The following is a 24,560-nucleotide window of genomic DNA, read 5'->3' as shown; positions in this document are numbered from 1 at the left end:
CCCGCAGAGTCATCATGTTGATCGCCTATGCACAAGCCGCCCCGTCGGACCGCTTACGGATCTGGGTGGGAATCTTCGATGATCCCAATCCAGCACCGCTCGTACTTCGGGTGGACGCGAGCGTCTACTCGGTCGTGGAGTTGGCCGCATTGCGCCCCATTCGAGACGGCATGACGGACGGCAGTCACGCTCCCCTGAATCATCGAGCCGTCTACGAGATCGTGGGTTTGGAACCTGGAAGGCTTCGGCAGGTAACCGTGGAAGCCGGCAGGCAAAAGAAGACCGTGTCGGTAAGTACCATGCCGTCCGACCTTCCGGAGACGTTCGACCCGTGGTTTCACGTTCTGCTGTGCTCCTGCTACTCGCAACCTCAGGACGCCTCGGGAGTGCTGGGGAAGACGATCGAGCGAATCATGACCCGCCCGAACCTGACACTCATGATGGGCGATCAGATCTATGGGGACCTCCCGATCAAGGAGGACCTGCCACGAGACACGCCGGGGGTCGCTCGCACCCTCGGCGCCAAGTATCTAAGGAACTGGCTTTCCAGTGCGCTCGGTACAGGGGGTCTCGCCTCGGTTCTTGCGCGAGCACCCGTCATGTGCGTTGCGGACGACCATGAGTACTGGAACAACTTTCCGTTCAGACAGGCACAACTGCCGAAAACATGGAGCGCAGGTGGACGTGACCAGTGGGAGCAAGTAGCTCGCGAGCTCTACGAGGACTATCAGCTCGCAGGCACAGCCGGCTCCGCTCAGAGACTGGATATCGGTCCGTTGAGAATGATGACGGTCGACATGCGCACTCGACGCGACGGTGACCTGAAGCGGTTGATGTCCGATCGGACGGCATCCGACCTCCTCGACTGGGAGCAGTCTCTCAGAAAGGACCGGGCACAAGGTGTTGCCTGCTTCGGGCTTCTATGCTCGGGCCAATCATTGTTCGCGCCATCGAATTCGGCGATCGAGCGTTCCGTCGTCGACGCCGAGATGGCCAACTATGAAGAGTTCGACACGTTGATCGTACCGATGTTCGAACGACTTGCCGAAGCGGGCATTCCGGTTCTATATATCACTGGGGATGTTCATTGGGGACGCGTCGCACAGGCCCGCTATCGATTGAGCCATCAGAATCAACCCGTGATCTACGAGGTCATCGCGTCCCCTTCCTCTCTGATCTGTACCCCGAGCGACCCTATAAAGCAAGCCAGAGCCAGGTTTCTAGAGCTTGGAGGCGACCCTGTCGAATGGCCCCTCCATGGAAAGCCGGCCGAGGTTCCCGACAAGCTCGGCAAGAGCACGCGCTTTCAGCTCGAATGCGACCTGAAGAGCGGTAGCGGCTACGGCCGGCAGGGCAATCAGGTCGCGGTGCTGTCGCTGTGCAAGGCCGGCGGAGGCATCGACTTCAAGGTCACCTATTACGCGGTATCGAAAAGCGATTCGATGATGCGCCCCCACTCCACCCCGGTCTACTCGATGCGCAACCTTTGATTTCGATCGGAAGAAATTCATGGTCAACCCTGCCCGCTCCACATCGAAGCAGCCCAATCCGGATGTCCAGAGTCTGGAGAGATTTCCTGCGGAAGGAAATCTCGCCTGGAGCGAACGCGCCGCACTCCAGATGATCGGCGACACGGACGCCCGTGACCACTCCTTCATGGTGCTGCTGGGCGGCTCGGACACGCTGGCTTTTCGTCTCCGTGTGGCCCAGTCCCACCTTCGCTCCGACATGTTGCCATCGCTGTGGTCCGAGGCCTTGCTTGTTCGCATGAAGGGTCGATCCTTGCATGGGGCCAAAGCCGCGTACGTTCCGCTCGCGCAGCCCGAGGCGCCCTTCTTCCCACCATCCGAGAACGGTGTGGTCGAAGTGCCGCTGAGCAAGTTCGACGATGTACGACGCTATCCAAACATTGCGCTCTTCGCGCTTCCTATCCGGCAGGAAGATCTCTTCGAGCAAGTCAAGCGGTTTCGAAGCGCTCGGTCTACGCTCGACACGCTGGAGCATATCCTGCGTTGGCTTGCTTTTTCGTGGGGTGTGGCCAGGACGGGAAATCCCTTGCACGACAATATCGGCCTCCCGTCCGCCTGCATGCTGGAGACGGTCTGTGCCGCACAAGACTTCGAGTTGACGCCGGCCCTCGAGTCCAGGACCTCATGCCCGGAGGCAATCTGGGCATCGATGTTGCACTGGCATGGCTACTACGCCAACACTGGAAAAAAAGCGGTGCCGTTGGGAAGATTCTCGACTCGGCACAAGTTCGAGATCATCGAACCACCCGACCGAGAGAAAAGGAAGCAGCGTGAAGACGTATCGCAACGGGAGGCTACCCCGAGCACCGCACGTCGGCGCACGCGACGTGCGCCGAATTCCTGATCCCTTGATTCTCGCAGTCTAGATAATTTGGTCACGTCGCATGAGCAATGCGAAGACAGGCATGGACCAATTGACCGGCTCGGCGGCAGCGGGAGCTGTGGCTTACCTCGCGATCTTCGAGCTGCGCACCGCTTTGGTCGAAGCCGACTCTCGAATGCTTCGAGACAGCGAAGGCCTGCTGCTTTCGCATGTGGTTGCGCTTGGGGCAGGAAGTAGCCAGCTGGTCACCTACTGGGCAAGCATCGATCACTATCTCAGTAGCCAGGAACGCATAGAGGCGATGCTCGAGGATCCGCCTTGCGTACAAGGACGCGTATCGCAAATTGCATCGCCACCCAAACCATGGTGGCGTGCAGTGAAGCCGACCACATTGGTATTGTCGGCTGCGGCGCTTCTGGGCGCGCTCGAAGTGCTGACCAACCGCTATGACCGACTTTTCGCTGAACCGCAACTGACGCTGAAGCCCGATGCTCGATTCGAGTTGACCGAGGGCGATGAAATACGACGCACTGTTACCCTGCGCAATCAGCTTCCCGCGACGGGACACAGCGACGTCAAGTTGCGAGCTTCCTGGGAGGCTCAGGACGCGGTGGGCCAGTCGTCTCAAGGGGAACTCCAGCTCTCCGAGGCATTCATTCCGCTGCTACCGGGCGGTGATGCTCGCGAACTGGTCATCGAAGGTGCCGCGCCAGGCCCGGGCATCTACAAGATGAAGGTGAGCGCCAGTGCGGAGGCGGGATTGCTCAGGGGTGCAAGGTCATTCGTTGCGCCCGACGTCTCCTTTCGTGTGTGGGCCAGGGATCCCCGTGGCCAAGTGGTCTACGTGAATTCCAACAGTGTGCAGGCCCAATACGCTCTTCGTGTGCAGATCGGTGAGCCCGCCTCAAAAGGTCTGGATTGCAACTTGGAAATACGTGGCATCCCTAATCTGCGGTACGACGCGAGGTTCTACTCTCCTGTCGGCATCTACCGTGATGGCGATGGCTTGCTGACGGCGGGGCAGGAGAAGGACGTGGTCTCAATCCTGACCTGGTCGACAGGACCCGTTGAGTCGCGGCGGGAAATTCAGATGGAGCTGACTCTTGCCGGAACGAGTGATACCAATTGGCGAGATTTGGCAAAAGATGCTCTTTTAACTTGCGAAGCACGCACGGAGAAGCTTGATGAAGCAAATCGCTAGGTTTCTTTTTCTTGGGACGGCCGTTGGCGTCGCCTTTCATCCCGCTTGGTCCGCTGAGTTGGTCAAGGGCAGCGTGCTGGAATTGGGTTCCGATGGAACGGACAAGGGGGTGAGCGGCGTGACTGTCAACGTCATCGACGGTACAACCAATGAATCGATTGGAAAGACGGTGACGCTGAAGGACGGAAGCTATGAGGTGCGCCTTACGACCAGTCCCTCTCCGAGGACCACTGTCTTCTTCGACAAGGCCAACTATGTCAAACGCAAAGCACAGCAACTTTTGACGGACCCGAAGCAGAAGCAATCGGTTCTCTATCTCGCAAAGACAGGAATATCTCCGCTCTACGCCAAGGCTGCGGTCGCCAACATCCTGCGTCAGAGCTCGGCGGGCGCTGGCGGCGCCGATGGAATGTTCGGCGCCGTTCTTTCGCTTCCTGAGAAGGACAAGAGAGAGATTTTTCGGGAGCTGAAGCTCGAAGACGCCGCGCTCTATGACCGCTTCAAGGCGGCGGACGATGTTCAACAACTTGCAGACGACCTCTCCGCCAAGATCAGATCAGGCAGCTACGATCCAAAGTACTCCGCAATCGGCGTGTATCCAAACTTCGAAGGAAAGGGGACGGTCCGACTGTATGGCCACGTCGACAATATGAACAGTTTGCGGGAGATCGAAGGCATAACCAAGCAGCTGACCGGCGCAAGAGTCTTGAACGACGTAATGATCAAGAACTGACGACTTTCTTGCACGCTATTGAACAAGTCGACAGGTATTATTTTGGGTGGTCTGAGGGGGTGGAGTGTGCACTTGATTCAGGTGATATCGAGCTCCGCTGCACAGTGGTGGTATCCGGGATGCTGGCCGTGCTTCACCTTTTTCAAAAAGTGTTTTCTACGTGCCAATTTCGAACGCAAGCGCCAGATATGGCATGCGGCTTGATGTGGTCCGCCTAAGGTTGGCATTGCCAACAGGAGTTGCCATGCCAAGGAAGGTTACTGGTTCGGACACCAGTGGTGCTCTTGGGTTCGTGGCGGGTATCCCGGCGCTGCAGATGCGCTGGCAGCGACTGGTGCTTGGTATCTGCTTTTGAGTCGCACAGACGGCGCGGCCGCGATCTCCTCCAGTTCATGCTATGAGCACCCGAAATCAAGGCATGAACTGGTCGTCCCATGCGGCCACGCCGGCTAGGTCGCCTTGTTCGAAACATCCGCCAACCAGACCATGGGTTCGCGGTGGTCCGGCATCAACGCGAGGACGACTATCACTAAGCCGGTCGCATCCCCGCCAGTTCAGCGGCCTTCCCGCCCCTTGGCAAACAACGCATCAAGCCGCTGCTCGAACGCGTGATAACCGATGCGTTCATAGAGCTCCTCGCGCGTCTGCATCGCATCGAGCACCGCGCGCTGATGGCCATCGCTGCGTATCGCACCATAAACCGCCTCGGCCGCCTTGTTCATCGCGCGGAAGGCGCTCAAGGGATAGAGCACCATCGCGACGCCGGCGGAACGCAGCTCCTCGACCGAGAACAGCGGCGTCTTGCCGAACTCCGTGATGTTCGCAAGCACCGGCACGCCAGTGGCGTCCACGAAGCGCCGGTACGTCGGCAGGTCCAGCGCAGCCTCGGCGAACACCGCGTCGGCGCCGGCCTCGGCGCAGGCTAGCGCGCGCTCGATCGCGGCATCGACGCCCTCCATCGCAATGGCGTCGGTGCGCGCGATCACGAAGAAGGCGTCGTCGGTGCGCGCATCCACGGCCGCCTTCACGCGGTCGGCCATCTCGCGCACGCCCACGATCTCCTTGCCCGGCCGGTGGCCGCAGCGCTTGGCGCCGACCTGGTCCTCGATGTGGCAGGCGGCCGCGCCGGCCTTGACCAGGCTGCGCACGGTGCGCGCGATGTTGAAGGCGCTGGGGCCGAAGCCGGTGTCGATGTCGACCAGCAGCGGCGTGTCGCACACGTCGGTGATGCGGCGCACGTCGACCAGCACGTCCTCCAGCCCGCTCATGCCGAGGTCCGGCAGGCCCAGCGAGCCCGCTGCGACGCCGCCGCCCGAGAGATAGATGGCGCGGTAGCCGGCGCGGCGCGCCAGCAGCGCATGGTTGGCGTTGATCGTGCCGACGATCTGCAGCGGCGATTCCTCGCGCAGCGCGGCGCGGAAACGCGCGCCGGGGCTGGTCTGTCCCGCGCTCATGCCGCGGCCCTCGCCACGGCATGCTGCGCCGCCAGGCGTCCGAAGATGCAGCCCTTGGCCAGCGAGGAACCGCTCATGTAGGTCTCGCCATGAAAGCCGCCCATCACCTCGCCCGTCGCATAGAGGCCCTCGATCGGCCGCTTGTAGACGTCGAGCACGCGCGCATCGACGTCGATGTGCAGGCCGCAGTAGGTCGAGGTCAGGCCGGTGGTGCAGGCCAGGCCGTAGAACGGCCCGGTCTCCACGCGCGTGGGCTTGCCGTAGCCGGTGCTCAGCGAGGTGCGGCCGAAGGCATCGGGCTCGGCGCCGTCGCAGGCGCGGTTGTAGGCGTCGACGGTCTCGCGCAGCGCGGCGGCATCGATGCCCAGCGCCGCGGCCAGTGCCTCGAGCGAATCGGCCTGCTTCACCAGGCCGGCATCGAGCGCGCCCTTGTAGTCGGCCACCGTGGGCAGCGGCGAGGACTGGTCCATCACGCGCTGATCGAAGACCTGGAAGCCCAGCAGCTCGGGCTGCTCGAGGCAGCGGTCGCCGATGGTCTTGTACGACACCGATTCGTTCACGAAGCGGCGCCCTGCCCTGTTCACGATGATCGCGCCGCGGTACATGGCCGACACCAGCCGCGGCGCCACCTCCTCCTTGCCCGGCGCCGGCTCCGCCACGGGCGCGCCGAAGGTGCCCTTGACGTAGCCGAGGTCGATCAGGTCGGCGCCGAGCGCCCAGGCCATGCGCAGGCCGTCGCCGGTATTGCCGTGGCCGCCCATGGGCCGGGCCTCGCGCAGGTGCGGCGCGAAGCGCTCGACCAGGTCGGGCGCGCGCGAGAAGCCGCCGGTGGCGATCACCACGCCGCCGCGCGCGCCGATGCGCTCACCGTCCTTCAGCACCACGCCGATCACGCGGCGCGCGTCGCCCTCGCCCTCGGTCAGCAGCCGTTCGACGTGGGCGCCGGCGCGGTACGCGACGCCGGCCACGAGCGCCTGCGCATGCAGCGTCTCGAGCACCAGCACGGGGTCGATGCTGTGGTTGCGCGGCACCGACTGGCTGCCGCTCAACGAGACCTTGTCGAAGCGCAGGCCCATCGCCTGCAGCCATTCGTAGGTCTCGTACTGGCGCTCGGCGTACACATGCACCAGCGCCTTGTCGTTGCGGTGCTTGCCGGCTTCGAGCAGGTCCTGCTCGAGCAATTGCGCGCTGTCGGGAATCTCGTTGCGCCGCTGCACCTCGGTGCCCGCGAACGCGAAGGCGCCGCCGCACATGCGGGTGCTGCCGCCGTACAGCGCGGTCTTCTCGAGCAGCAGCACGCTGGCGCCGCGCCGCGCCGCCTCGATGGCCGCGCAATGGCCGGCCATGCCGGCGCCGATCACGACCACGTCGTGCTGGTTCTCTTGCTGTGTCATTGCATTCCTCTCGTTTCCATTTCCTTGTCCATCCCGCTCAATGCCCGGCCACGGTCTTCACCAGCGCCGCCGGGTCGCGCGGCATCGCATCGCCGCGCCAGGCCACGTGCCCGTCGGGCCGCACCAGCACATGGCGCTTCTGGTAGGCCGCGATCACCTCGGGCTCGCGCATCGCATGCTGGCGCACGGGCACGCCCGCCGCCTCGGCCGCGGCCAGCAGCGCGGCGGCCTCGTCGACGTGGGCCGCATCGCTCATCAGCACGAAGCCGCGGCCGAAGAGGTCGAGCGTCGAGCGTCCGTCCTCGAGCCAGGCATGCGGCGCGCGCGCACCGGGCCGCGTGCCGGGCCGGTAGTTCACGGCATCGAGGAACTCGGCCTGGATCTGCTCGGGCGACTCGGGCTCGTCGTAGACGCACACGGGCGAGCCGGTGTAGCGGTTGCCCAGGTGCATGTTCTTCGAGAACCACTCCTTGCGCAGCCCGTCGGACAGCGCCTGCCCCACCTGCGCGCGGGCACGGTCGCCCGCCTCGCCGGCCTCGAAGACCCGAGCGGAGTGCGGCACCTGCTGCATCACCTCGAGGTTGCTGGTGGAGAAGCGCGTGATGCGGTGCGCGATCGGGCGGCGCTCGATGCCGTAGGACGCCAGCAGCGCCGGACCGCCCCAGCCCTCGAGGCAGGCCGAGAGCTTCCACGAGATGTCCACCGCATCGCCGATGCCGGTGTTCATGCCGAGCCCGCCGGTCGGCGAGGTCAGGTGGCAGGCATCGCCCGCGATGAATACGCGATCGCGTCCGTAGGCGTCGGCCACCTGCTCGATGCGGGTCCAGCGCAGGATGCTGAGGATCTCGAGTTCGAACACGCGGCCCACCGCGCGGTGCGCGAAGGCCTTGAGCTCGTCGTCGCCGTAGACCTTGCGTTCGTCGGCGGTGCCGATGATCGACATGCGCCACTGGTCCTTGCCGTTGATCGCGACGATGGTCGCCCACACGCCCTGCGCGCCGACGAACATGTAGCGGTAGCCCGGCACCTTGTCGTGCAGCGCGTTGAAGCCGGCGCAGCGGAAGATCACGTTGGTGGTGTGCGTGAGCACGCCCTTGCCCTGCATGCCGATACCCAACTGCTCGCGCACCGTGCTGCGCCCGCCGTCGCAGCCGACCAGGTAGCGCGCGCGGTAGACGGTCTTGACGCCCGTGGCGGCATGCTCGACGGTGGCGGTCACGCCCTCGGCGTCCTGCTCGAAGTCGAGCAGCCGCTGGCCGTAGCGCAGCGAGACGCCCGGGCGCGAGCGCGCGAACTTCTGCAGGATCGGGTCGAACATGTTCTGTGGGCAGCGCTCGCGCTTCTGCGGGCTCTCGGGTGGCGGCCGGTCGTCCTGCATCGCCGGCATCGGCTGGCGACCCAACTCGTAGCCGTCGAGCGTGGTCAGGTAGACGTTGTCCTGCGGATAGGCGCGGTTGTAGTCGCTGCCCTCCACGTCGCCCACGATGCCCCAGCGCCGGCAGAACTCCATGGTGCGCACGCCCACGCCGTCCATCTTGGCCTGCCGCACCACGCCATCGCCCTGCTCGATCAGCACGCATGCATGGCCGCGCCAGCCCAGGTCGCCCGCGAGCGACAGCCCCACCGGACCGCCGCCCACCACGAGCACGTCCGTCTTCACTGCTTGTTGTTCCATTGCTTCCCAGTCTTGATGTTGCGCATCGCTCAGGCGCGCGCCGTTGCGCGCTCGCCCACGATGTGCTCCGCGGCGCGCAGGCCGGTGGTGGCGGCCTTCGCCAGGCCGCCCACGTAGCCGACGTCCTCGCCGCCCTCGAGGCCGCCGCTGGCTCCGCCGGCCGCGTACAGCCCCGCGAAGGGCGCGCCCTGTTCGTCCATGGCGCGCGACCATTCGTCGATCGCGAGGCCGCCCATGGTGTAGGTGATGCCGGCGCATACCGGCACGCCGTAGAACGGGCCGGTCGCGATCGGCAGCGCCTTGTAGCTCCCCAGGCTGCGCGGCGGCGCCAGTTGCGCCGTCGTGCCCGCCGCCAGCGCGGCGTTGTGTGCCGCGACCGTGGCCGCGAGCGCCGCGCCGTCGATGCCGAGCTTGCCGGCCAGCGCCTCGATCGAATCGGCGCGCTCGATGGCGCCGCCGCACTTCTCCATGTGCGGATTGGGCGGCAGGAAGCGCGAGGTGCCCGGCCCGTCCCAGATCGGCTGGTCGAAGACCACGAAGGCCGACAGCGGGTCCGCCAGCGCCGCGATGCGATTGGCCAGGTAGACGCCGCCGCGGCCCTCGTCGGCGATGCGCCGCCCGCCCGCATCCACCACGATGGCGGCCGTGGCCACGTTGTCCATCCACGGCAGCGGCCACAGCCGGTCGTCGGTCATCGCGTTGCGGTTCATCACGTGGCCGTAGAAGCCGCGCAGGTCCGACAGCCGCGCCCCGGCCGCCTGCGCCATGCGCACGCCGTCGCCCAGGCCCGAACGCGCATTGCGCTGCAGCAGCTTCGCGGGCTCGGGCGAGATGCTCTGGCGCAGCAGCGCCGGATCGCACTGGAAGCCGCCGTCGGCGATCACGACCGCATCGGCCTCGATCGAGAACGGACCCTCCTGCGCCGTGCCCTTCACGCCGACGCAGCGGCCATTCGCCACCATCAGCTCCTGCGCGCGGTGCCCACGCCTGAGTTCGCCGCCATGGCGCGCCAGGGCCGCGCCCAGCGTGCGCAGCAGCACGTCGCCGCCGCGGCCGCGCCATTCCGAGCCCACGCGCTGCAGCGAAGGCGGCGACAGCACGAAGTTGTGATGCGGCTCCGAACCGCCCTTGATGAAACGGATGCCCTGCGACTGCAGCCACTTGACGGCGCGGCGCGCATCGGTCGCGATGGCGCGCGCAAGGCCCGCGTGCGCGGCGCCGTGCGTCGCGTCGAGGATGATCCGCTCGAGCCGGCCGGCCTCGGTCTGGATGTCGTTGAGGCAGACGTGGAAGGCGCCGCCGGTCAGGCGCGAATTGCACAGGTACTCGGGATCGGCCGAGCGCTCGAGCACCACCACGCGCAGCCCGGCCTCGGCCGCGCGCACGCCGGCGGTCAACCCCGCCAGGCCCGCGCCCACCACGCAGACGTCGAATGTCATGGCGCTCATCTCGGCATCAGCGTCTCGGCGACCAGCTCGATCACCTCGACCGCCACCTTCATGGCCATGTGCACCGCCGCCGCGAGCACCAGCGCGATCACATACAGCTCGACGACGCCGGTGCGCCATGCCAGCCAGATGCCCAGCGCGGCGACGCCCGCGCTCGCCGCGCCGACGATGCGGCGCTTGTGCTTCAACACCGACCGGATCTGCGGAAACGGCACTGGCGCTTCCTGCTCCAGGGTCTGCTCCATCGGGATAACTCCTTGATTGTTGGAAAAGGGCGAGGGACGGCGGGCGCATGGCCCGCCGCCCGCGTCAGGCCATGGTTTCGCCGCCGTTGATGTCCACCACCGTGCCGTTGACGAAGCTGGCGCCATCGCTGGCGAGGTAGAGCACGGCCGAGGCGATCTCGCCGACCGTGCCGAGCCGGCCGGCCGGAATCTTCTTCGCGGCCTCGGCGAGCACCTCCGGCGCCGAGGTCCGCGCCAGCGGCGTCTCGATCTGCCCGGGCGCGATGCAGTTGGCCGTGATGCCGAAGGGCGCGTAGTCGCCCGCGATCTTTCGCGTCATGCCGATCACCGCGGCCTTCGACGCCGAGTAGTGGGTGCCGGCGCGCGGCGAATAGGTGCGGCCCGCGCGCGAGGCGATGTTGACGATCCGGCCCCATCCCTTGCGCTTCATCGCCGGCAGCATCTTCTGGCACAGCAGGAACGGCGCGGTGGTGTTGACGCGGAAGACGAACTCCCAGTCCGCCAGCGCGATGGCCTCGAACTGAGCGATGCGGCCATCGACCTTGGGATGCACGCCCGCGTTGTTGACCAGGATGTCGACGCCGTCGCACAGCGCCAGCACTTGGTCGCCGACGCGGTCGAGCGCGGCCAGGTCGGAAAGATCGGCGACGACGGCCTCGGCCTTCGCGCCCGCGGCGGCAAGCTCGGCGGCCGCCTCGCGCACCTGTTCGCTGCGATCGAGCAGGATCACGCGGATGCCGGCTTCGGCCAGCAGCCGCGCGCTCTCGCGGCCGATGCCGCTGGCCGCGCCCGTCACCAGGGCGGTTCGTGTAGAGGTCATGTTCATTGCTCCTTGTTCGTTGAATTCGCGGGGGCCGCCTCGAAGCAGGCCGCCGGCACGCAGACGGCGCCGACCATCAGACGGCGCGCGCTGCGCGACAGCGATACGCACCGGATCCGCCAGTGCCCCTCGGGTGCCTGTTCGGCCTGCGCGCCGACCTCGATCGCGCCCGAGGCGTGGCCGAAGCGCACGCTGCTATCGGCCTTCGCCGGCGCGATGCGCGAGACGACGGTGCCCGGCACCGCGGCGGCCGCGGCGATCGCCACCGCGCCGGTGCCGGTCATCGCGTGGTGCAGCTTGCCCATCGACAGGATGCGCGCCACGAGATCGATCTCATGCGCCGCCACGCGGCGTCCGCCGGCCACGCCGTGGTCCACCGGCGGCGCGACCCAGGCGAGCTTGGGCGTCGCGGGGCGCGATTCGGTGGCCTCCTGGGCCGTGCGTGCCAGCCCCATTCGCACCGCCGCGTGCGCGCGCAGCTGCTCGAGCCGGGCAAGCAGTTCGGTGTTCACATTGATCTCGCCCTGCGATTCGGTGCCAGTGAGCCCGAGATCCGCGGCCGCGACGAACACTGTCGGGTTGCCCGCGTCGACGAGGCTGGCCTCGACGGTCGCGGCGCCGGGCACTTCGAGGATGTCGATCGCCCGGCCGGTGGGGAATAGAACGCCGCCATCGCCCTCCTCTTCCCCCGCCGGGTCGAGGAAGTCCAGCCGTATCGCCGCGCCCGGAAAGCTCAGGCCATCGAGCTCGAAATCGCCCTCCTCGACCACCTGGCCGTCGCGCATCGGTACCTGCGCGACGATGCGCTTGCCGATGTTGGCCTGCCAGATCCTCACCGTGGCCATGCCATCGCGCGGCGCATCGACGAGGCCGCACGCGATCGCGAAAGGACCGACCGCGGCGCTCAGGTTGCCGCAATTGCCGCTCCAGTCGATCACCGGCGCCTCGATGGCGACGGCGCCGAACAGGTAGTCGACATCGCAGTCCGGCCGGCTCGCGGGGCCCACCAGCACCACCTTGCTGGTGCTCGAGGTCGCGCCGCCCAGGCCGTCGATCTGCTTGCCGTAGCGGTCGGGGCTGCCGACCGCGCGCAGCAGCACCCGGTCGCGCAGCGCGGCATCGCTGGCCATGCCTTGCGGCAGCGCGCGCGTGTCGAAGAACACGCCCTTGCTGGTGCCGCCGCGCATCCAGGTCGCGGCGATCTCGCGCTGCCCCGTCATGCGGTGTGTTCCGGTGCGCGCTGCGCCAGCGCGGCCGGCAGCCGGTAGGTGCGCACCGCCGTGCCCGCCAGCAACGCCGCGCGCTCGTCGCTCGACAGCGGCGCGGCCAGCCGCTTGAAGGTGTTCCACATCGTGCGGTAGCTGCACAGGGACTTGTCGACCGGGAAGTTGCTCTCGCACATCGCGCGTGCCGGGCCGAAGGCCTCGAGGCAGACCTCGAAGGACGGCCGCCAGGCCTCGGCCAGCTCCGCCGACGTGGGCGGCAGGTCGCGGTCGTGGAAGCCGAAGCCGCCCAGCCGCATGCCGATGCCGCCGATCTTGATCGAGACCTGGGGCCGCTTCGCGAGCTCGCGGATGCCGGCCGCCCATTGCGCGAAGGTGGCCGCGGGATCGGCCGCATAGGGGCCGAGGCCCGCGCGTCCACCCATGTGGTTGAGCACCACGCGGACCTCGGGATGCGCGTCGACCAGGTCGATAAGTTCGGCCAGCTGCGGGTGGTAGACCCAGGCGTCGAACACCAGGTCGAGCGGCGCGAGCTGCGCGAAGCCGGCGCGAAAGCCCTTGTCCATCAGCAGCCCTCGCGGCGGCGACCGCACCAGGGTGCTGACCTCGGGGCTCGCGTCCCAGGCCGCCATGTGGCGGATGCCGCGAAAGCGATCGGGCGCGCGCGCGACGCAGGCCTCGAGCAGCTCGCGCGCGGAGGCGCCCTCGCTCAGGTCGACCTTGCCCACGATGGCCGCGCACACGCGCACCGGTCCGTAGACACCGCTCGCGCTCATCGCGCCGATGCCGTTGGTGAACTCCACCTGGCCCAGGCAGGCCAGGCGCGGGTCGCCGTCGGCGCGGTACATCGAGGTGCATTCGACGAAGCCGGTGCCGCGCACGTGGTGGCCGCTTGCCTGGATGTCGGCCAGGATCTCGGGCAGCAGGTACAGGCTGTGCGGGCGCCGGTCCCACAGGTGGTGGTGCGGATCGAAGATCGGCAGCTCGGGTTCGAGCACGGGCTCGCTGCGCAGGGCCAGCCATTCCTCGTCGACGAAATGGTGCGGCGCGGCGCCGCGCAGGGGTTTGGCGTGATGAGCGGTCGACATGGCGTTTTCCTTTTTTTGGGGCGACGCGGCCTCAGGCCATGAAGGTGCCGCCGTTGACGTCGATCACGGCGCCCGTCAGGTAGCCCGAGTGCTCCGAGGCCAGGAAGGCGGCGACGTGGCCGATCTCCTCGGGCGTGCCGATGCGGCCGACGGGAATCGCACCGACCAGCCGCGCGCGCTGCGCCTCGTCGCCCTGCTGCGTCATCGGCGACTCGATGCGCCCGGGCGCGATGCAGTTGACCGTGATGCCGTCGGCCGCCACCTCGGCGGCCAGCACGCGGCTCATGCCGATCATTCCGGCCTTGGAGGCCGCGTAGTGCACGCCGGCCGTGCCGACCAGCGTGCGGCCCGCGCGCGAGGACATGTTGACGATGCGGCCCCAGCCGTTGCGCCGCATCGCGGGAATGGCTTCGCGGCTGAACACGAAGGCGCTCGTGAGGTTGACGTCGAGCACCTCCTTCCACTGCGCGGTGCTCATGGCCGTGACGCCGGTGCGCTCGCCGTCGGTCTTCGGATGGATGCCGGCGTTGTTGACCAGCACGTCGAAGCGTCCGAAGCGCTCGAGCGCCGAGGCCACGAGCGCGCGCACGCCATCTTCGTCGGTGACGTCGAGCACCGCAGCCTCGATGCGCAGGCCCCGCGCGGCATGGGCGGCGACCGCCTCCGCGACCTTGGGCGAGCGGTCGATGGCGATCACGTGCAGGCCGGCTTGCGCCAGCGCCACGGCCACGCCGAGGCCGAGGCCACCGCCCGCGCCGGTGACGGCGGCCACGCGCACGAGCGCGGCGCCGGGCGCGGAGGGATCGATGGATGTCTGTGGGGTCATGGAATCTGGTGTCCTCGAAGAATGGAATGGGTTCGTGCGCGCCGCGGGCTACATGCCCATGAAGGCGGCGCGCACCTCCTCGCTCGCGCGCAGCGCCTGGGCCGGGGCCTCGGTGACGACGCGCCCGCCCTGCAGCACATAGCCGCGGTCGGCCGTCGACAGCGCCATCTCGGCGTTCTGCTCGGCCAGCAGCACGGCGATGCCGCCGTGCGCGAAATGCCGGATCGCGGCAGCCAACTCGCGCACCACGATCGGCGCGAGCCCGAGCGTGGGCTCGTCGAGCATCAGCAGGCGCGGGCCGGCCATCACGGCGCGCGCGATCGCCAGCATCTGCTGCTCGCCGCCCGAGAGGCTGCCGGCCGCCTGGGCCTCGCGCTCGCGCAGCCGCGGGAAGCGCTGGTACATGGCTTCGCGGCGCGATGCGCGCTCGCCGCCGTCCTTGCCCAGGTAGCCGAGGTCGATGTTCTCGCGCACCGTGAGCTGCGGGAACACGTGGCGCCCCTCGGGCGACAGCGAGATGCCCGCGAGCAGCCGCTCGCGCGTGTCGGCGCGCTCCAGCGCCCGCCCGTCGATGGCCACCTTGCGCGCCGTGTGCGGCGTGAGCGCCATCACGGCCTTGAGGATGGACGACTTGCCCGCGCCGTTGGCGCCGATCAGCGCCACCACTTCGCCCGGCGCGATGCGCAGCGACACGTCGTGCACCGCCGTGACGGCGCCATAGCGCACCTGCAATCCCTCGATGGAGAAGCTCATGCCGGCACCTCCTCGAGCGCGGCCTGCGCGGCCGTCGTCTCGGCGGGCGTGCCCAGGTAGGCGCGCAGCACTTCGGGATGCACGGCGATGGCGGCCGGCGTGCCCTCGGCGATCTTGCGGCCCTGCTGCAGCACCACCATGCGGTCGCAGATCGACATCAGCAGCGGCAGGTTGTGGTCGATGATCGCGATCGTGCAGCCGTCCGCGCGCACCCGCTGCAGCACGGCCGCCAGCCGCATGCCCTCGGTGTGGTTGAGCCCGGCGGCGGGCTCGTCCAGCAGCAGCACGCGTGGCCGCGTGGCCAGCGCCACCGCCACGCCGAGCAGCTTCTGCTCGCCGTAAGGCAAGGTCCCGGCCGCGGCATCGGCGCGCTCGGCCAGGCCTACCGCCGCGAGGCAGCGCGCCGCGTTCTCGCGCCGCTCGCGCTCGCGCGCCTCAAAGGCCGGCGTGCGCACCAGGCCTGCCCAGGGCGGCTCGCGGTGCAGCAGGTAACTGGCGAACAGCACGTTGTCGAACGCGCTCAGCGACGCGCAGTGCGCGGTCTGCTGGAAGGTGCGCACCAGCCCGCGCCGCGCGATCCGGTTCGGCGCGCCGGCATCGATGGCCTCGCCGGCCAGCCGGATCTCGCCCGTGCTGGTCGCCATGAAGCCGCCGAGCATCGACAGCAGCGTGGTCTTGCCCGCGCCGTTGGGTCCGATGATGCCGAGCAGCTCGCCGCTGGCGATCTGCATGTCGACGCCGTCGACGGCGACCAGGCCACCGAAGCGCCGGCCGACGCCGCGGACGGTGACGATGGGCGCGCCGGCCGCGGCGGGCAAGGGGCGCGCCTCGCTCGCCTCCACCACCGCCACGGCGGGCAACGCCGCGGAGACCGTGGCCGCGCCGCCGGAAGTCGCCGGCCTGCGCCAGCGCGGCAGCAGCGACACGAAGCCCTCGGGCAGCAGCCGCACCACCACCAGCAGCATCAGCGCGAACAGGCCGAGCCGGTACTCGTCGATGGCGCGCAGCATCTCGGGCAGCACGCCGAAGGCGATGCCGCCGATCACGGGCCCGATCAGCGTGGCCTTGCCGCCGAGGATCACCGCCAGCAGGCCCGCCGCCGAATGCTGCACGCCGAACAGGTCGGGCGAGAGCACCAGCGCCTTGGGCACCAGCAGGCCGCCGGCCAGCGAGGCCAGCGCGCCCGACAGCGCGATGTTGATGACGCGCGCGCGCAGCGTCGGGATGCCGACCGATTCGGCCAGCGCGGGCGCCTCGCGCACGAAGGTCCAGGCGCGCCCGAGCGGCCCCGCGCGCAGCCGGGCCAGCAGCAGCAGCGCCAGGCCCAGCGTCGCGAGCAGCACGAACAGGTAGCCCTGCTGGCCGCTCCAGCCCAGACGCTCGGTCCAGGCCATGGGCTGGACCATGACCATGATGCCCAGCGGCCCGCGCGTCACGTCCATCCAGTTGGTGGCCACCAGCCGCAGCATCTCGGCCAGCGTGAGGGTGGCGATCGCGAAGTAGGCGCCGCCCAGGCGCACCGAGGCCAGCCCGACCAGCGCGCCGAGCGCCGCGCCGGGCAGCAGCGCCAGCGGCACCGCGCTCCAGTAGTCGAGCCCGCCGCGCGTGACCAGCAGGCCGACCGCGTAGGCTCCCACGCCGAGGAAGGCCGCGTGGCCGAAGCTCACGTAGCCGAGCTGCCCGAAGGTCAGCCCCACCGCGAGCGAGAACAGCGCGAGCACCACCGCGTAGCTCAGCACGTCGGCCACGTAGGGCGCGGTCGCGAGGCCGGCGATGGCGGCGCTGGCGAGCGCCACGCCGGCGAGCAGCACCGGCAGCCGGGTCAGGAGCGCCTTCATGCCGCGCGCCCCATCAGGCCGTGCGGCCGCCACAGCAGCGTGACCAGCATCAGCGCGTAGATGGCCGCAGCGGCGAAGCCCTCGGACATGAACGCGCCCGCCAGCGCCTCGACCACACCGAGCAGCACGCCGAACACCACGGCGCCCCGCACGCTGCCCAGCCCGCCCATCACCACCACCACGAAGGCCTTGATGATCACGGCATGGCCGATCTGCGGCGAATAGAGGATCACGGGTGCGAGCAGCGCGCCGCCGAGCCCCGCGATGGCACTGGCCAGCACGAAGGTCAGGCTGTTGACCCGCTGCACGCGGATGCCCACCACGCGCGCGGCGAAGGCGCTCTGGGCCACGGCGCGCAACTGCACGCCGAAGGCCGTGCGCCGCAGCAGGAACTCCATCGCCACCAGCACCACGACGCCCGCGCCGAGCACGAACACGCGCTGCCACGGCACGGCGACGCCGCCGGCCGTCCACACGCCCGGGATGCCCGGCACGTTCTCGGCCTGCGCGCCGAAGCTCACGAACACCGCCTCGAACACGATGATCGAGGCCGCGAAGGTCGCGAGCAGCACCTCGGACTTGTCGTGGCTGCGCGCCAGCAGCGGCGCCACGCAGACGCGGTCGAGCAGCGCGCCCAGCGCCACGCCCGCCAGCACCGCCAGCGGCAGCGTCGCCAGGTAGGGCAGGCCCCAGCGCGTGCCCAGCAGGGCCGCGAGCGCACCGACCATGAACACCTCGCCGTGCGCGAAGTTGATCACGTGCAGCACGCCGAAGACCAGCGTCAGGCCGAGCGCGACGAAGGCGTAGCCCACGCCGTTCGACAGGCCGTTGGCCAGCAGCTGAAGGACGAATTCCGTCATCGGTGCCGTCCGCTCACTGCGACGCCGTCAGCTTGCCGCCCTTGGCGACGAAGTCGACGTAGTCGCGGGCCTGCGACTGGCCGCCGGCATCGAAGCGGATCTCGCCGCGCGGCGTGGCCCAGGCGTTCTTGTGCAGCGCCTCCGCCACCTTGGCCGTGTCGGTGCTGGTGCCGGCCGCGGCCATCGCCTTGGCGGTGAGCCAGACCGATTCGAAGCCCAGCACCTCGACCTTCTCGGGCACGTGGCCGTGCTTGGCCTGGAAGCGCTTGACGAATTCGTCGTTGAGCGGATTGCGCCGCGTCGACACGTAGATGTCGGAACCGAAGGCGCCCTCGGCGGCGTCGCCCGCCAGCCGCAGGATCTGGTTGTTGAGCACGCCGGTGGCCGTGCACTTGCGCGCCTGCAGGCCCACGGTACCCATCGCGCGCAGTGCGTTGGCGGCCTGCTCGGGCTTGCCCGCGACGATGCACACGGTGTCCGCGCCGCTGGCCTTGACCTTGGTCATCAGCGTGCTGAAGTCGCTCTGGCTGAGCTCGAAGGTCTCGCCGGCCACGAACTTGTCGCCGAAGCGCTTCTTCGAGCCCTCGATGACGTAGCGGCCGTAGTCCGTGTTCTCCGCCACCACCGCGAGCTTCTGCGGCTTCACGCGCTCGAGCAGCTGGCGATCGAAGTACTCCGAATCGGCGTCGAGCGTGGTCGTGAGGCGGAACACCTTGTCGTAGCCCGACTTCGTGAGGTCGGGGTGCTTGGGCACCGCCGCCATGAACAGCACGTTGTTGGCGCGCGCGATCTGCAGCACCGCCAGCGCCACCGTGCTGCTGATCTCGCCGGCGATGAACTTCACGCGGTCCTGGTTGATGAGCCGCTGCGCCGCGGCCACGCCCTCGACGGGCTGGAAGTTGCTGTCGTAGACGATGAGCTGCACCTTGCGCCCGCCGAGGATGCCGCCCTGGTCGTTGATCATCTCGGCCGCGAGCTCGGCGCCCTGCTGGCCCTGCTGGCCGATGACGCTCTTGGTGGGCATCAACACGCCGATCTTCACGGGCTCGCCCTGCGCGAAGGCGGCGGGCGGCAGCGCGGCGCAGGTGGCGAGCAGCGTGGCCGAGACGGCCGCGAGCAGGCGGCGGCGAAGGGGTCGGTTCGAATGGTTCATGGCTTGTCTCCGGTTCCGGTCAATAAAGGGCAATGGGGGTCACGACGGCGTGAGCACCTTGCCGCCGCAGACGGAGATGCACTGGCCGGTCACGTAGGAGGAAAGATCGGTCGCGAGGAACTCGAGCGGCCCCGCCATGTCCTCGACGGTGGCGAGGCGGCGCAGCGGGATCTTCGGCAGGTCGGCATCGCCCACCATGCCGCGCGCCCGGGCCTGGCTCGCGACGCGCGCGGTGGCCGTGGAGCCGGGCGCGATGCAGTTGACGCGGATGCCGTCGGGGCCGACCTCGGCCGCGAGGAAGCGGGTGAACTGCACCACGCCGGTCTTGGCCATGCCGTAGTGCGCATAGGCGCCGGCGCGGTGCGCGGCGTCGAGCCCCAGCGTCGAGCCCACGTTGATGATGTTGCCGCTGCGCCGCGCGCGCATGTGCGGCAGCACGGCCTGGCTGCAGTACACGGTGGTCATGAGGTTGACGTCGAACATGTCGGCCATGTCGCGGTCGCTCATCTGCGAGGCGCGGCTCGACTCGATCGGCGCGAAGGCGCCGCCCGCGTTGTTGACGAGGATGTCGACGCGGCCGAAGGCCTCGAGGGCGCGCGCCACCAGCGCGTCGGCGGCCGCGCGCTGGCGCAGGTCGCCCTGCACGCCGATGCTGCGCCGGCCCAGCGCGACGATCTCGTCGCTCACGCTGGCCGCGCTCAGCGGCTCGTCGAAGCGGCGCGCCGCGTCGAGGTCGACGTCGGCCACCACCACGTGGCAGCCGAGCCGGGCGAGGCGCAGCGCGAAGCCGCGGCCGATGCCGCGCGCGGCGCCGGTGACGATGGCGACCTGGTCCTGGAGTTTCATGAAGGGGTCCTCGTTGAATGGAGATGGCAAGGCGGCGGATGCCTCACTGCTGGACCAGGCCGTACTCGTCGGCGATGCGGCGGTACTGCGGGATCTTGGCGGCCAGGTCCTTCTTCATGGCCTCGCCGTCGAGCACGTAGAGCGGAACCTGCATCTGCTCGAGCAGGCTGCCGAAGGCCGGGCTGCGCGCGGCCTTGAGGAAGGCGGTCTCCAGCGTCTTGCGGATGGGCTCGGGCGTCTGCGCGGAGACCGCGAGGCCGGTGATCCAGGGAAACTGCCAGTCCACGCCGAGCTCGGTGAAGGTCGGCACCTGCGGCATCGAGGGCATGCGCTGGCGGTCGAGCAGCGCGAGCGCGCGCAGCTTGCCGGCCTTGACCATCTCGGCGTAGTTGGAGGTCGGCGCGAAGGTGGTCTCGCCCGACACCACCGCCATCAGGCTCTGGTTGGCGCCCTGGTAGGGAATGTGGTTGAAGCGCACGCCCTTGGCGCGCTCGAGGGCCTTGGCGCCGAAGTAGGCGGTGTCGGAGGTGCCGACCGTGCCGAAGCTCAGTTCGCCGGGACGCGCGCGCGCATCCTCGATCAGGTCGTCGAGCGTGCGGTACTTCGAGTCGGCCTTGACCACCAGCGCATGCGAGGGCCCGGCGTAGTTGAGCACGTAGGCGATGTCCTTGAGCGGATCGAAGGGCGCCTTGGTCAGCAGCGGGCTGATCAGCACCACGCTGGTGGTGACGGCCACCAGCGTGTAGCCGTCGGCCGGCGCGCGCAGCACCTGCGCGGTGCCGATCAGGCCGTTGGCGCCGGGCCGGTTCTCCACCACCACCGGCTGGCCCAGGTCGTCGGCCACGAGCTGCCCGATGCGGCGCGCGCTCACGTCGGTCAGGCCGCCCGGCGGGAACGGCACCACGATGCGGATCGGCTTGCTCGGGAAGGCATCGGCCGCGCGCGCCGGCTGCGCGAGCGGCGCGAGTACGGCGCCCAGCGCCATGGCCGCACACAGCACCCGGGACGCGATGCGGGAAAGGAAGGGACGGACGATGGGGGTCATGTCGGCTCCTGGGGATGGATGGGGAAGGCCTCAGCAGGCCGGATCGAGCGCGCGGGTCAGTGCGCGCACGTCGCCCACCGACTCGAGCGCCATCACCATGTCGACCGCCTCGTCGATGCGCGCGTCCCAGCGGCTGGACATCGGCGCGAGCGTGCGCGCCATGCGGCGGAACTTGTCGACCACGTCCTGCTCGCCGTAGCGCGGCGCGCCCTCCCAGCTGTCGCCGAGCGCGAAGTCGCTCTCCAGCTCGAACTCGCGGCCGCGCGCGCGCACCACGGCGCGCGACGGGACCTTGAGCACCTGCTGTTCCAGGCCCCAGGTCGCGGGGTCGTAGCCCTTGGGCTCGTTGGCCAGGCGCACCTTGCGGCGCATCGCGCGCGCGGCCTCGCCACGCATGTTCTCGTCGCTGAACCACTCGGGGCCGGCCGGCACGCCGAGCGCCACCATCGCGGCCGCATGCGGGAAGCTGAAGGTGGCGGCCACGAGGTTCGGCGGATCGCCGTCGTCGGCGAAGCGCGGGTACGGAATCATCGGGAACGAGCGCAGCTCGATCGATTCGATCTCCTCGGCGCGCAGCGCATGGCGGCGCAGCAGCTGGTCGAAGGCGGTCAGCGCGTAGTGGATCCAGCGGCAGCAGGGCCAGAACTTGATCGAGGTGCCGGGCAGGTACCACTCGCTGCCCAGCTTCGCGAGCATCGCGCCGGGATCGAGGATCACGCCCTGGAACACCTGCGCGTAGCTGTCGGTGTCGAAGATGTCGCGGATACCGCGTATGCCTTCGCGCGCATGCCAGGCGGCCATCAGCCCGCCCTGCGCGTTCCAGCCGGTGTCGGCGTACTTGAAGGTGCCCAGGTCGGTGTCGCGCCCCCACTGGCGCGACCAGTCGCGGCCCACCATGTACTGGGCGCAGTTGCCGAAGGCATCGGCGAGCTCCGCGGGCGTGGCGCCGATCAGGCGCGAGGCCGCGGTGCACGCCGCATGCACGCCCTGCCCCGGGCCGACCAGTCCGGTCCAGCCCTTGGTGCGGCCCTGCTCGTCGACGGTCACGCGCGGGCTCAGGAAGTTGCCCAGCCGCACGCCCACCTCGAAGCCCAGCGTGAAGGCGGCCAGCAGGTCGGCGCCGTTGCCGCCCTGCTCCTCCGAGAGCGCGAGCGCCGTGCCGAGGCTGGCCTGCGCATGGTGGCCCTGGACCTTGTAGCACTCGTCGATGTCGAGGATGTTCCCGAGCCGCCCGTTGGCCCAGGCGGCGGTGGCGACCGAGGTCTTCTGGCCCGTGCCGAGCACGCTGGCCGGTCCGCCGATGCCGTTGCGCTGCACCATGCGCCGCACCGCCAGGCCGGGATCGGTGCCGACCGCGCCGATGGCGCAGCCCAGCGTGTCCAGCAGCAGCAGCCTGGCGCTGCGGCGCACCGCCTCGGGAATGTCCTCGTGGCGGGTCTCGATGGCGAAGGTCGCGAGTCGGCGGGTGGTGGTGTCCATGGTGGCGAATGGAGGCTGCGTGGGTGGAAGGGGCGAACCAGCTCCTGCCGGCACGGGGGCCTGGCATGGAGAGCGAAACGGAAGGTGGGCGGCCGGCACCTGCCGGCCCGGCTCAGTTCATCGGTGCATGGCTATCGCTCACGGTGGGAGCGTCCCCGAGCGCAGCCAGCGAAAGGCGCGCATCACCGGGGCATCGGACATGCGCACCAGGATCGCGTCGCGCGTGGCGCGGTGCCGCTGCGCGAGCCAGGCCGGTGCCGCGATCACGTCGCCGCGCCGCCATTCGAAGCCATGCTCGCCGATGCGCGAGCTGCCCTCGCCCTCGACCACGATGAAGATCTGGTTCGCGGTGCTCTGCGCGACCTGCCACTCGCGGCCGGCCGACAGTGCCACCGCCACGCGGTCGAAGGTGTCGAGCGTCGGCGGTCCGAGCTCGAGCGTGCGCACGCCCGGCGCGGTCTCGGGCGCGTCCAGCAGCCGCGGCTTGTAGTCGCGCAGCGCGAATCGCATCGGGCTCGCGGGATCGACGCGCTCGGCCTTCTCGACCTTGTCGGGATGGTGCTCGAAGAACATCGGCCCGAGCAGTTGCACCAGCGGCGCGTCGAGGATGTCGATCCAGTAGGCATCGACCTCGCTGCGGTTGTCGTGCCCGTGGAAGCTCCAGTTGGGCGTGAGCAGCACGTCGCCGGGCTCCATCGGCACGTCGGTTCCATCGACGATGGTGAAGGTGCCGGGCGCGGCCTCGACCACAACGCGCATGGCGTTGGGCGTGTGGCGATGGCTGCGCGCGGCCTCGCCGCCCTTGACCATCTGGTAGGCCGCCACCAGCGTGGTCACGGTCGGGTAGTCGTTGCCGGGGATCGGGTTGGCCAGGATCAGGTTGCGCCGCTCGGCCCATTCGGTGCCCACGAGGCGGCCGGCCGCATGCAGCGCGGCGCGCGCGTCGGCGTACTGCCAGTGCGCGGGCATGTAGTGCTGCTTGGGCTGCGGATAGAGCGAGGGCGTCGGCTTGTTCCAGCCGTTCTTCACCTGGATGTCCTCGAGCATGCGGTGCAACTGCGCGAGATCGCTCGCGCTGTCGAAATCGGGTCGGGCGGTGGCGGTGGTGTTCATGGCGATGGGCCTTGCGTTGTCTTCTTCACTCGGGCTTCACGCCCGCGGCCTGCACCATCTCGCGCGTGACGGCAACGTCGTCGCGGATGGCCTGGCGCAGTTCGGCCGGCCCGCCGGCGTTGACCTCGAGGCCGCGCGCGGTGGCGTTCTTGCGTGCGAACTCCGGCTCGCCGAGGATCGCCTTGACGTCGGCGGCGATGCGCTCGATCACCGCCTCGGGCGTGCCGGCCGGCGCGACCAGCGCATACCAGACGGCGGCGCGCAGCTGCGGATAGCCCTGCTCGGCCGTGGTCGGCACATCGGGGAAGAGCGTGGAGCGCCTGGCGCCGGCCACCGCCAGCGGCTTGATCTTTCCGGCCTTGAGCAGTTCGCCGGCGACGCTCGCGCTGCCCGTGGCCAGTTGGATCTCGCCACCGACGAGCCCGGTCATGACCGGCGCCACGCCCTTGTAGGGCACATGGGTGATGTCGAGCGAGGCCTTGGCCTTGAGCAGTTCGTAGACCAGGTGCGGCTGGCTGCCGTTGCCGAACGAGCCGTAGGCCAGCGTGCCGGGTTGGGCGCGCACCGCCGCGACGAGTTCGCGCAGGTCCTTCGCCGGCACCGAGGGGTTGGCGATCAGGAACTGGTCGCTGGTGGTCATCAGCGCGACCGGCGCGAAGCCCTTGTCGGGGTCGTAGGGCAGCGACTTGTAGAGGAAGCGGTTCGAGGTCAGCGTCTGGTTGATGGTCGCCATCAGCGTGTAGCCGTCGGGCGCCGAACGCGCCACCGCCTCCGCGCCGATCAGCGAGCCGGCGCCGCCGCGGTTGTCGATGACCACGGCCTGGCCCCAGCGCCTCGACAGTTCGGCCGCGACCGACCGGATCAGCACGTCGACGCCGCCGCCCGCCGGGAACGGCACGATGATGCGCACCGGCCGGGACGGATAGTCCTGCTGCGCGTGCACGACGGTGGCGCCGCCACCGAGCAGCGCGAGCGCGCAGGCCAGAAGACGCAGGGTTCGCATCGCCATCCTTG

At 69.1% G+C, this 24,560-nt stretch carries 22 protein-coding genes; 4 read left to right on the top strand and 18 right to left on the bottom strand.

What is annotated here, in order from left to right:
- Positions 1-14 precede the first annotated feature (14 nt).
- From BM109_RS26645 to BM109_RS26635, 4 genes are all read left to right on the top strand, one after another.
- Positions 15-1,490 (top strand): alkaline phosphatase D family protein, encoded by a 1,476-nt coding sequence (locus BM109_RS26645; RefSeq protein WP_143129269.1) that lies wholly within the window; start codon positions 15-17, stop codon positions 1,488-1,490.
- A 19-nt stretch (positions 1,491-1,509) separates the two neighbouring features.
- Positions 1,510-2,373 (top strand): hypothetical protein, encoded by an 864-nt coding sequence (locus tag BM109_RS26640; protein ID WP_177239465.1) that lies wholly within the window; start codon positions 1,510-1,512, stop codon positions 2,371-2,373.
- A gap of 61 nt (positions 2,374-2,434) precedes the next feature.
- The gene (locus tag BM109_RS40925; RefSeq protein ID WP_143129268.1) at positions 2,435-3,553 is read left to right on the top strand and encodes a hypothetical protein; all 1,119 of its coding nucleotides are present in this window, start codon (positions 2,435-2,437) and stop codon (positions 3,551-3,553) included.
- Positions 3,537-4,286, top strand: coding sequence for a hypothetical protein (locus tag BM109_RS26635; protein WP_093349495.1), 750 nt, complete (start codon positions 3,537-3,539; stop codon positions 4,284-4,286). The genes BM109_RS40925 and BM109_RS26635 overlap by 17 nt, the downstream gene beginning before the upstream one ends.
- A 554-nt stretch (positions 4,287-4,840) precedes the next feature.
- Here BM109_RS26635 and prpB read toward each other — a convergent pair.
- From prpB to BM109_RS26545, 18 genes are all read right to left on the bottom strand, one after another.
- On the bottom strand, positions 4,841-5,740 hold the full coding sequence (gene prpB, locus BM109_RS26630; RefSeq protein ID WP_093349493.1) for a methylisocitrate lyase: 900 nt from the start codon (positions 5,738-5,740) through the stop codon (positions 4,841-4,843).
- Positions 5,737-7,134, bottom strand: a complete 1,398-nt coding sequence (locus BM109_RS26625; protein ID WP_093349490.1) for an FAD-dependent oxidoreductase — start codon at positions 7,132-7,134, stop codon at positions 5,737-5,739. Before BM109_RS26625 ends, prpB begins: the two co-directional genes overlap by 4 nt.
- 37 nt (positions 7,135-7,171) lie before the next feature.
- Entirely contained in the window at positions 7,172-8,809 is a 1,638-nt protein-coding gene (locus BM109_RS26620) for an FAD-dependent monooxygenase (protein WP_093349487.1), read from the bottom strand.
- 29 nt (positions 8,810-8,838) lie between these two features.
- Positions 8,839-10,248 (bottom strand): FAD-dependent oxidoreductase, encoded by a 1,410-nt coding sequence (locus BM109_RS26615; RefSeq protein ID WP_256222788.1) that lies wholly within the window; start codon positions 10,246-10,248, stop codon positions 8,839-8,841.
- A gap of 5 nt (positions 10,249-10,253) precedes the next feature.
- Positions 10,254-10,502, bottom strand: a complete 249-nt coding sequence (locus BM109_RS26610; RefSeq protein WP_093349482.1) for a hypothetical protein — start codon at positions 10,500-10,502, stop codon at positions 10,254-10,256.
- 64 nt (positions 10,503-10,566) lie between these two features.
- On the bottom strand, positions 10,567-11,322 hold the full coding sequence (locus tag BM109_RS26605; protein WP_093350149.1) for an SDR family NAD(P)-dependent oxidoreductase: 756 nt from the start codon (positions 11,320-11,322) through the stop codon (positions 10,567-10,569).
- 2 nt (positions 11,323-11,324) lie between these two features.
- Positions 11,325-12,542 carry a 2-methylaconitate cis-trans isomerase PrpF gene (gene prpF, locus BM109_RS26600; protein ID WP_093349480.1) on the bottom strand — a complete coding sequence of 406 codons (1,218 nt, stop codon included), beginning with the start codon at positions 12,540-12,542 and terminating at the stop codon, positions 11,325-11,327.
- Positions 12,539-13,633, bottom strand: a complete 1,095-nt coding sequence (locus BM109_RS26595) for an amidohydrolase family protein (protein ID WP_093349477.1) — start codon at positions 13,631-13,633, stop codon at positions 12,539-12,541. The genes prpF and BM109_RS26595 overlap by 4 nt, the downstream gene beginning before the upstream one ends.
- A gap of 31 nt (positions 13,634-13,664) precedes the next feature.
- Positions 13,665-14,459: an SDR family oxidoreductase gene (locus tag BM109_RS26590; RefSeq protein ID WP_093349474.1), complete on the bottom strand. Its 795-nt coding sequence runs from the start codon at positions 14,457-14,459 to the stop codon at positions 13,665-13,667.
- Between the two features lie 48 nt (positions 14,460-14,507).
- Entirely contained in the window at positions 14,508-15,212 is a 705-nt protein-coding gene (locus BM109_RS26585; RefSeq protein ID WP_093349472.1) for an ABC transporter ATP-binding protein, read from the bottom strand.
- Positions 15,209-17,050, bottom strand: a complete 1,842-nt coding sequence (locus BM109_RS26580) for a branched-chain amino acid ABC transporter ATP-binding protein/permease (RefSeq protein WP_143129267.1) — start codon at positions 17,048-17,050, stop codon at positions 15,209-15,211. Before BM109_RS26580 ends, BM109_RS26585 begins: the two co-directional genes overlap by 4 nt.
- Positions 17,047-17,910: a branched-chain amino acid ABC transporter permease gene (locus tag BM109_RS26575; protein WP_093349467.1), complete on the bottom strand. Its 864-nt coding sequence runs from the start codon at positions 17,908-17,910 to the stop codon at positions 17,047-17,049. The genes BM109_RS26580 and BM109_RS26575 overlap by 4 nt, the downstream gene beginning before the upstream one ends.
- A gap of 13 nt (positions 17,911-17,923) precedes the next feature.
- Positions 17,924-19,063: an ABC transporter substrate-binding protein gene (locus tag BM109_RS26570; RefSeq protein WP_093349464.1), complete on the bottom strand. Its 1,140-nt coding sequence runs from the start codon at positions 19,061-19,063 to the stop codon at positions 17,924-17,926.
- 39 nt (positions 19,064-19,102) lie between these two features.
- The gene (locus BM109_RS26565) at positions 19,103-19,909 is read right to left on the bottom strand and encodes an SDR family NAD(P)-dependent oxidoreductase (RefSeq protein WP_093349461.1); all 807 of its coding nucleotides are present in this window, start codon (positions 19,907-19,909) and stop codon (positions 19,103-19,105) included.
- 43 nt (positions 19,910-19,952) lie between these two features.
- Entirely contained in the window at positions 19,953-20,954 is a 1,002-nt protein-coding gene (locus BM109_RS26560) for a Bug family tripartite tricarboxylate transporter substrate binding protein (RefSeq protein WP_093349458.1), read from the bottom strand.
- Positions 20,955-20,984: 30 nt separating this feature from the next.
- Complete coding sequence (locus tag BM109_RS26555; protein WP_093349455.1) at positions 20,985-22,433, bottom strand: MmgE/PrpD family protein; 1,449 nt, start codon at positions 22,431-22,433, stop codon at positions 20,985-20,987.
- A gap of 138 nt (positions 22,434-22,571) precedes the next feature.
- Complete coding sequence (locus tag BM109_RS26550) at positions 22,572-23,546, bottom strand: cupin domain-containing protein (protein WP_093349453.1); 975 nt, start codon at positions 23,544-23,546, stop codon at positions 22,572-22,574.
- Positions 23,547-23,571: 25 nt separating this feature from the next.
- Positions 23,572-24,555, bottom strand: coding sequence for a Bug family tripartite tricarboxylate transporter substrate binding protein (locus tag BM109_RS26545; protein WP_093349450.1), 984 nt, complete (start codon positions 24,553-24,555; stop codon positions 23,572-23,574).
- Between the last annotated feature and the right edge of the window lie 5 nt (positions 24,556-24,560).

The organism is Variovorax sp. PDC80 (genome assembly GCF_900115375.1).
Taxonomy (GTDB): Bacteria; Pseudomonadota; Gammaproteobacteria; order Burkholderiales; family Burkholderiaceae_C; genus Variovorax.
This window is presented reverse-complemented; position numbering and strand designations above follow the sequence as displayed.

Excerpts from the sequence above, each read along its gene's own strand:
- BM109_RS26555 (WP_093349455.1), bottom strand. The coding sequence starts at position 22,433 with ATGGACACCACCACCCGCCGACTCGCGACCTTCGCCATCGAGACCCGC.
- BM109_RS26615 (WP_256222788.1), bottom strand. The coding sequence starts at position 10,248 with ATGACATTCGACGTCTGCGTGGTGGGCGCGGGCCTGGCGGGGTTGACC.
- BM109_RS26565 (WP_093349461.1), bottom strand. The coding sequence starts at position 19,909 with ATGAAACTCCAGGACCAGGTCGCCATCGTCACCGGCGCCGCGCGCGGC.
- BM109_RS26595 (WP_093349477.1), bottom strand. The coding sequence starts at position 13,633 with ATGTCGACCGCTCATCACGCCAAACCCCTGCGCGGCGCCGCGCCGCAC.
- BM109_RS26590 (WP_093349474.1), bottom strand. The coding sequence starts at position 14,459 with ATGACCCCACAGACATCCATCGATCCCTCCGCGCCCGGCGCCGCGCTC.
- BM109_RS26580 (WP_143129267.1), bottom strand. The coding sequence starts at position 17,050 with ATGAAGGCGCTCCTGACCCGGCTGCCGGTGCTGCTCGCCGGCGTGGCG.
- BM109_RS40925 (WP_143129268.1), top strand. The coding sequence starts at position 2,435 with ATGGACCAATTGACCGGCTCGGCGGCAGCGGGAGCTGTGGCTTACCTC.
- BM109_RS26640 (WP_177239465.1), top strand. The coding sequence starts at position 1,510 with ATGGTCAACCCTGCCCGCTCCACATCGAAGCAGCCCAATCCGGATGTC.
- BM109_RS26610 (WP_093349482.1), bottom strand. The coding sequence starts at position 10,502 with ATGGAGCAGACCCTGGAGCAGGAAGCGCCAGTGCCGTTTCCGCAGATC.
- BM109_RS26645 (WP_143129269.1), top strand. The coding sequence starts at position 15 with ATGTTGATCGCCTATGCACAAGCCGCCCCGTCGGACCGCTTACGGATC.
- BM109_RS26560 (WP_093349458.1), bottom strand. The coding sequence starts at position 20,954 with ATGACCCCCATCGTCCGTCCCTTCCTTTCCCGCATCGCGTCCCGGGTG.
- BM109_RS26575 (WP_093349467.1), bottom strand. The coding sequence starts at position 17,910 with ATGACGGAATTCGTCCTTCAGCTGCTGGCCAACGGCCTGTCGAACGGC.
- prpF (WP_093349480.1), bottom strand. The coding sequence starts at position 12,542 with ATGACGGGGCAGCGCGAGATCGCCGCGACCTGGATGCGCGGCGGCACC.
- BM109_RS26585 (WP_093349472.1), bottom strand. The coding sequence starts at position 15,212 with ATGAGCTTCTCCATCGAGGGATTGCAGGTGCGCTATGGCGCCGTCACG.
- BM109_RS26570 (WP_093349464.1), bottom strand. The coding sequence starts at position 19,063 with ATGAACCATTCGAACCGACCCCTTCGCCGCCGCCTGCTCGCGGCCGTC.
- BM109_RS26620 (WP_093349487.1), bottom strand. The coding sequence starts at position 8,809 with ATGGAACAACAAGCAGTGAAGACGGACGTGCTCGTGGTGGGCGGCGGT.
- BM109_RS26625 (WP_093349490.1), bottom strand. The coding sequence starts at position 7,134 with ATGACACAGCAAGAGAACCAGCACGACGTGGTCGTGATCGGCGCCGGC.
- BM109_RS26545 (WP_093349450.1), bottom strand. The coding sequence starts at position 24,555 with ATGGCGATGCGAACCCTGCGTCTTCTGGCCTGCGCGCTCGCGCTGCTC.
- BM109_RS26550 (WP_093349453.1), bottom strand. The coding sequence starts at position 23,546 with ATGAACACCACCGCCACCGCCCGACCCGATTTCGACAGCGCGAGCGAT.
- prpB (WP_093349493.1), bottom strand. The coding sequence starts at position 5,740 with ATGAGCGCGGGACAGACCAGCCCCGGCGCGCGTTTCCGCGCCGCGCTG.
- BM109_RS26635 (WP_093349495.1), top strand. The coding sequence starts at position 3,537 with ATGAAGCAAATCGCTAGGTTTCTTTTTCTTGGGACGGCCGTTGGCGTC.
- BM109_RS26605 (WP_093350149.1), bottom strand. The coding sequence starts at position 11,322 with ATGACCTCTACACGAACCGCCCTGGTGACGGGCGCGGCCAGCGGCATC.